Source organism: Dialister sp. UBA1703 (assembly GCA_002320515.1).
In the GTDB taxonomy this organism is placed as follows: domain Bacteria; phylum Bacillota; class Negativicutes; order Veillonellales; family Dialisteraceae; genus Dialister.
Map to the genome: position 1 here is coordinate 1 of DCJJ01000064.1, position 6,166 is coordinate 6,166.

Genomic DNA, 6,166 nt, shown 5'->3' on the forward strand with positions numbered 1-6,166 from the left:
ATTTAATCAGCGCTTCCCTAAGAATCCTCACCTGCAAAGCGGGCGTCAAACTTTAGAACCCTTCGCGCCCTTCGGGCGCAGAACCTTCTGAACCGGGGCTGCTCTGCAGGCCCATGGTCGATCCTCACGCCATAGGCGTGTCACATCATACAAGGAGGGCTTATGATTTCATGGAGATTTATATTTCAAAAACTGATACATCTCATCCTTGTGTTTATCGGCGTATCCATTGTTACCTTCTGCATATCCCATGTCATTCCCGGTGACCCGGTCCGCATGCTGGTGGGGCCTCACGCGTCGCCGGAGACGCTGGAGGCGGCGCGCCAGTCCCTGGGGCTGGATAAACCGGTGCTTACCCAGTACGCTCTGTACATGGAGGGGCTGGCTCATGGGGATATGGGCGTTTCCGTCCGCACCCAGATGCCCGTGTCCGGCGAATTGGCCCGCTATTTCCCTGCCATCCTGGAACTGACCCTGGCGGCTATGGTGATTGCGGTGGTTTTCGGTATCTTCCTGGGGGTCCTTTCGGCGGTGCACCGGGACAGCTGGGTGGACCACATCTGCCGGGTGATTTCCATGGTGGGCGTGTCCATTCCCCTTTTCTGGTCCGGCGTGGTATGCCTCATCCTCTTTTATAAGGTAATACCCGTTTTCCCCGCCTCCGGCAGGCTGGACACCTTCCTTACACCGCCGCCGCAGGTGACAGGGCTTTATGTGATTGACGGGCTTATAGCAGGAAATATGGATGTGGTGATTTCCGCCATACATCATCTGCTGCTCCCCGCCCTCTGCCTGGCCTACGCCCAGCTGGCCATCATTTCCCGGCAGGTGCGAAGCGGCATGGTGGATGTGCTGGAGCAGGACTATATCCGCACTGCCAAAGCCTGCGGCATTCCACGGCGCCGTATTATTTACCGCTATGCCCTGAAGAATGCTTTGATACCGACGGTCACCATTACCGGCCTTACCATCGGCGAGCTTCTGGGCGGCGCCGTCATTACGGAAACCATTTTCGGCTGGCCGGGCATGGGGAAATACGTAATGGACTCCATTGCCTATCTGGACTTTCCCGCTATTATGGGATTTACCCTGGTGGTGTCCGTAGGCTATGTGGTGATTAATATGGCGGTGGATATGATTTACAATATCCTGAATCCCCAGATCAGCGGAGGTGATGAGAAATGACCACGGCAAAGGCGGAGGAAATCAGGGAGGAGAGGGAAAGTTTTTTCCACAAATCCCTGGATATCCTTCTGAAGAACAAGCTCACCCTGGCGGGTATGGTGATTGTGGCCCTCATCATCCTTCTGGGCATTCTGGCGCCCCTCATCAGCCCCTGGGACCCGAACCTCATGAACGTGGCAGGAAGGCTTCAGGCGCCGTCCATCCACCATTTCTTCGGCACCGATGAAATGGGACGGGATATTTTCTCCCGCATTCTCTACGGTGCCCGCATTTCCATTACCGTAGGCCTTTCCATCGTCATCATTGCCGCTGTCATCGGCGTGGCCATCGGAAGCCTCTCCGGCTGGTGCGGCGGGAGAGTGGACAGGGTGATTATGGCGGTGACCGACATGATTCTGTCCTTCCCTTCCATGGTACTGGCCCTGGCTTTGACGGCTGCCCTGGGTGTAGGGCTCTTCAATACCATGCTGGCGGTGTGTATCGTGAGGATTCCCCTTTATGTGCGGCTCATGCGGGGACAGGTACTGTCTCTGAAGGAGGAGCCCTATGTGAAGGCGTCAAAAACCTTCGGTGCTTCTCCCTTCTGGATTGTGCTCCACCACATCGTGCCCAACTGCCTTTCGCCCCTTATGGTGCAGATGACCCTGGGCATCGGAGACGCCATCCTCATTGCTTCCTCCATGAGCTTCATCGGCCTTGGCGCCCAGCCGCCTATGCCGGAATGGGGCGCCATGATTTCTACTGCCCGGGTCTATGCCATTGACCAGTGGTGGTATGCTGCCTTCCCCGGTCTCTTTATCCTTGTGACGGTGATGGGGTTCAACCTTCTAGGCGACGGCCTCAGAGATATTCTTGATCCAAGGGAGCACTGATTCTATGGAAAATGTACTTGAAATCGAACACCTGTCTTTAGCCCTTCCCTCCAAGAAGGGCATGATACCCATCCTCCATGATGTGAACCTGGAGGTGGGAGAGGGAAAGATTATGGGCCTGGTGGGTGAGTCGGGCAGCGGGAAATCCATGACCGCCTTTGCCGTTACCCGACTCCTCCCCGGCGGAGGCAAGGCGGAGCTGGACGGCTCCATCCGCCTCTGCGGCCGGCAGCTTCTGGGCCTTGGCCGGAAAAGCATGGAAGAAGTGCGGGGAAGGGATGTGTCCATGATTTTCCAGGAGCCCATGACCTGTCTCAATCCTGTTTTCACCATCGGCACCCAGATGACGGACGTCATCAGAACCCATGAAAAGATTTCAAAGGAAGAAGCATGCAAGAAAGCTGTCTCCCTTCTGGAAGAGGTGCATATACGGAACGCGGAGGATGTGATTCACTGCTATCCCTACGAACTTTCCGGCGGCATGCGCCAGCGTGTGATGATAGCCATCGCCCTTTCCTGCAAGCCCAAGCTCCTCATTGCCGACGAGCCCACCACGGCCCTGGACGTGACAGTGCAGGCCCAGATCCTCTACCTTATAAAAGAAGCCTGCCGGAACCTGAAGACCGCAGTCCTCTTCATTTCCCATGACCTGGACGTGATTTCGGAAATCTGCGATTCCATTTCCGTTATGTACTCCGGCCACATTGTGGAATCCGGCGACACTGCCTCCGTGCTCACAGAGCCCTGCCACCCCTACACCCGGGCCCTCATCGGGGCGCTGCCGAAGTTTACAGGGGAAAAGACGAAGGAAAGGCTCACCGCCATCCCCGGCATGATGCCGGATCCGTCGGAAAAAATGGCGGGCTGCCGCTTCGCACCCCGCTGCGAAAGGGCCACCGCCGCCTGCAGGGAAGGCCTGCCTCCGTCCCTGGAAATAAGGCCGGGCCACAAAGTATACTGCTGCCATCCTCGGGAGGTGTGACATGGACATACTGGAAATCAAGAACGTGACGAAGACCTTCCACACCCGGAGCTTCTGGGGGAAATCAAAGGAAGTGCATGCCTTGAACGGCATTACCCTGTCTCTGGCCAAAGGGGAATCCCTGGGCATTGTAGGGGAGTCGGGCTGCGGCAAATCCACCCTGGCCAGCCTCATCATCCATCTGGCGGAGCCTACCGGCGGCGAAATCCTTCTTTACGGGAAAGATATTTCCCATGCAAAGGAAAAGGAGGTAAAGGAAATCCGGAAGAAAATACAGATCGTCTTCCAGGACCCCTACTCCTCCCTGTCGCCCCGCATGAAAATCGGAGACATTATCATGGAGCCTGCCCGGGTGATGGGCGAATTTTCCGAAGCTCACCGGAAGGAAAGGGCGGAAATGCTTCTGGAAATGGTGGGCCTTCGAAAAAACGTGATGGACCGCTATCCCCACGAATTTTCCGGCGGCCAGCGCCAGCGCATCTCCATCGCCTGAGCCCTCATGACCAGCCCGGAAATCCTCATCCTGGACGAACCTACCTCTGCCCTGGACGTTTCCGTGCAGGCCCAGGTGCTGAACATCCTCATGGACCTTCGGGAAAAACTCCACCTCACCTATCTCTTCATCTCTCACAACCTGGCAGTGGTGCGCTATATTTCCGACCGCACCGCCGTCATGCAGAAGGGAAAAATCGTGGAAATCGGCGCCTCCGACGAAATCCTCTGCCACCCCAAGGATCCCTATACCAGGGAACTCATAGCCGCTGTGCCTATGATAGGAAAACCCTTCGTACCGCCGGACAGAATTATGGAATTGGGGTGAGGCTGGCGGACGTTGTCCGCTATCGGCTGCCGGCTGTCGGCTTACCGCGCGGAAATTTCCCGCCGGTCATCCGTCATCCAGGGTCGGTCAGCCGACAATAGGAAGGCCCTTTTATGGGCAGGCTAGGGGCCAACTTCGGCTGACTTGGAGACCCTCTGCAGGGTCTCCACAAAAGCGAAGGATCTTGGTAGGAACAGTAAGTGAGGGAATACAGGTAAATACAAGTCGGCGGGAAGATGGCAGACCATCAGATGAAGTGGGAGGCGGGAAGGCAATCCCCTGACACCACTTGCTCCCCTGCTTGTTAAGTGACACGATTCCCCGCGGGGCGGAGGGGAACCGGCGGGGTCAAACCTGCGAACCTTCCGAGACCTGGGGCTCCCCCTTTTGGTACTGCGTACCACCTTTCCCCCCGCAAGCGGTGGGACAATAAGAGTGATGGGAAGGACCTTTTCCCTGCCCCCTGCGCGAAGTGAACACAACCCATCTATACAACCTGCGGCGGAGCCGCGCCTCTTTTTCTAAAAATTGCGGCGTCAGCCGCCACCACAACCCTCGGGCCAAAGGCCCGTCAAACCTAAGAACCCTCCGGACAAAGGCCGGTCAATCTTAAGTACCGTTCCACACAACCTGTGGGCCCGAAGGGCCCGCCCCCTTTGGTGGCTACGCCACCACCTTTCCGCCCCGTTGNNAACCCGCCGCCGACAGGCGGCCACAACCCTCGGGGCGCAGCCCCGTCAACCCTCACACCGAAGGTATGTCCAAGTCCGTCCACCTTTCCCTTCATAACCCTTTACAAGGAGGTGCCATCCATGACCATTGACTACGAAAAACTCTCCCATCTCATAGAGAAGATGATGACCTATTACCACATACCCGGCATGGCCCTTGGGGTCATCGAAAAGGGCCGGGTTCATATGGAAAACTTCGGCGTAAGGGATAGGGCAGGCCATCCTTTCCTTACAGATACCATCAGCGGCATCGGTTCCTGCAGCAAATCCATGACCGCCCTGGCGGTGATGAAGCTTTCGGAGAAAGGGCTCCTTGATATGGACGCACCCATTGCTTCCTACATTCCCGGCTTTGCCCTCTGGGACAGGGAGGCGTCGGCTATGGTGACCATTCGGGATATGCTCTGCCACCGCACCGGCGTAGGCGGCCGTGACGGCGCCTGGCCGGATAATTCCATTTCCCGGGTGGAGTATCTGAAGCGGCTGAAATATCTGGAGCCCAATGCACCATTCCGCACCCTGGCCCAGTACAGCAATGTCATGTATGCGGCGGTGGGGGGCATTATGGAGGCGGTGACGGGAAAGAAGTGGGAAACCATTCTCCGGGAGGAAATTTTTGAGCCCCTTGGCATGGACCGCACCTTCTGCCTCATGGATGAAGCAGCGGCTCATGAGAACTGTGCCATGCCCTTTTGGTGGGATCATGGCCTTCATGAAATTCCCCGCTGGAACATTGACCAGGCAGGCCCCTGCGGTTCTGTCATGAGCACGGCGGAGGATATGGTGAAATGGATTTCCCTTCATATACAGGGAGGGGAGAAGGATGGCAGCTACCTCCTTTCATCGTCCCATTTCCTTGAAATGCATACCCCCCAGATGCTCATGGATTATCCCCATGTGAAAGGCGGAAGAAGTCTGGGCTATGGATTCGGCTGGCGGATTATGGAATATCACGGTGCCGTTATTCAGCAGCATACGGGGAAGATTGAGGGGTACAGCGCCTTTCAGTTCTACATTCCCTCTCTCTCCTCCGGGGCGGTGTACCTGATGAATCTCCATGCGCCGGACAATCCCCTGATTTTCGCAGTTCAGAGCTTCCTGCTGGACGCCTTCCTGGGACGGGAGGAAGAGGACTGGTATGGCATGTATACGGAAGCGGGGAAATCCCATGCGCCGGAGGACATGTATCACCATCTGGAGTTTGACTGCATGCCGGAAAGCCAGGGGAAAGGGCCCCTCTCCCACCGCCTTTCCGACTACACCGGTGCCTATTGGAACCCCGGCTACGGCACCTTCTCTGTAACGGAAAAGGAGGGCAGGCTTTTCCTTCAGGAAAGGGAAGTGAAAGACCGGCCTATGACCCATCTCTACTACGACACTTTCCGGGTGGACGAAGTGAAGGAGGATACGGATTTATACCGTATACCCCTTACTTTCTACGCCGATGATACAGGCCGTATCGCCGGCTTCCATCTCCTCATGGAGCCGAAGGTGCATTCCATCTGCTTTGAAAAGCAGGGGAAATGATATAATAGGATAAGTACGTAAAGAAACTTAAGGAAGCGCTGATTAAATC

Annotated in this window: 6 protein-coding genes; all 6 read left to right on the top strand. The window is 56.4% G+C overall.

Annotated elements, in window-relative coordinates; translation table 11 throughout:
- Positions 1-162: 162 nt before the first annotated feature.
- The 6 genes from B2Y11_RS03000 (at position 163) to B2Y11_RS03025 (ending at position 6,117) form a co-directional block, all read left to right on the top strand.
- The gene (locus B2Y11_RS03000) at positions 163-1,185 is read left to right on the top strand and encodes an ABC transporter permease (protein ID WP_291056043.1); all 1,023 of its coding nucleotides are present in this window, start codon (positions 163-165) and stop codon (positions 1,183-1,185) included.
- Positions 1,182-2,057 carry an ABC transporter permease gene (locus B2Y11_RS03005; protein WP_291056045.1) on the top strand — a complete coding sequence of 292 codons (876 nt, stop codon included), beginning with the start codon at positions 1,182-1,184 and terminating at the stop codon, positions 2,055-2,057. Before B2Y11_RS03000 ends, B2Y11_RS03005 begins: the two co-directional genes overlap by 4 nt.
- Positions 2,058-2,061: 4 nt before the next feature.
- Complete coding sequence (locus B2Y11_RS03010; protein ID WP_291056047.1) at positions 2,062-3,039, top strand: ABC transporter ATP-binding protein; 978 nt, start codon at positions 2,062-2,064, stop codon at positions 3,037-3,039.
- 1 nt (position 3,040) lies between these two features.
- The gene (locus tag B2Y11_RS03015) at positions 3,041-3,532 is read left to right on the top strand and encodes a dipeptide/oligopeptide/nickel ABC transporter ATP-binding protein (RefSeq protein WP_291056049.1); all 492 of its coding nucleotides are present in this window, start codon (positions 3,041-3,043) and stop codon (positions 3,530-3,532) included.
- A gap of 6 nt (positions 3,533-3,538) precedes the next feature.
- Positions 3,539-3,859, top strand: a complete 321-nt coding sequence (locus tag B2Y11_RS03020; protein ID WP_291056051.1) for an ABC transporter ATP-binding protein — start codon at positions 3,539-3,541, stop codon at positions 3,857-3,859.
- Between the two features lie 812 nt (positions 3,860-4,671).
- Positions 4,672-6,117 carry a serine hydrolase gene (locus tag B2Y11_RS03025; protein ID WP_291056053.1) on the top strand — a complete coding sequence of 482 codons (1,446 nt, stop codon included), beginning with the start codon at positions 4,672-4,674 and terminating at the stop codon, positions 6,115-6,117.
- Positions 6,118-6,166: the final 49 nt, after the last annotated feature.

Coding starts and splice junctions, on each gene's coding strand:
- B2Y11_RS03010 (WP_291056047.1), top strand. CDS start 2,062: ATGGAAAATGTACTTGAAATCGAACACCTGTCTTTAGCCCTTCCCTCC.
- B2Y11_RS03000 (WP_291056043.1), top strand. CDS start 163: ATGATTTCATGGAGATTTATATTTCAAAAACTGATACATCTCATCCTT.
- B2Y11_RS03005 (WP_291056045.1), top strand. CDS start 1,182: ATGACCACGGCAAAGGCGGAGGAAATCAGGGAGGAGAGGGAAAGTTTT.
- B2Y11_RS03020 (WP_291056051.1), top strand. CDS start 3,539: ATGACCAGCCCGGAAATCCTCATCCTGGACGAACCTACCTCTGCCCTG.
- B2Y11_RS03025 (WP_291056053.1), top strand. CDS start 4,672: ATGACCATTGACTACGAAAAACTCTCCCATCTCATAGAGAAGATGATG.
- B2Y11_RS03015 (WP_291056049.1), top strand. CDS start 3,041: ATGGACATACTGGAAATCAAGAACGTGACGAAGACCTTCCACACCCGG.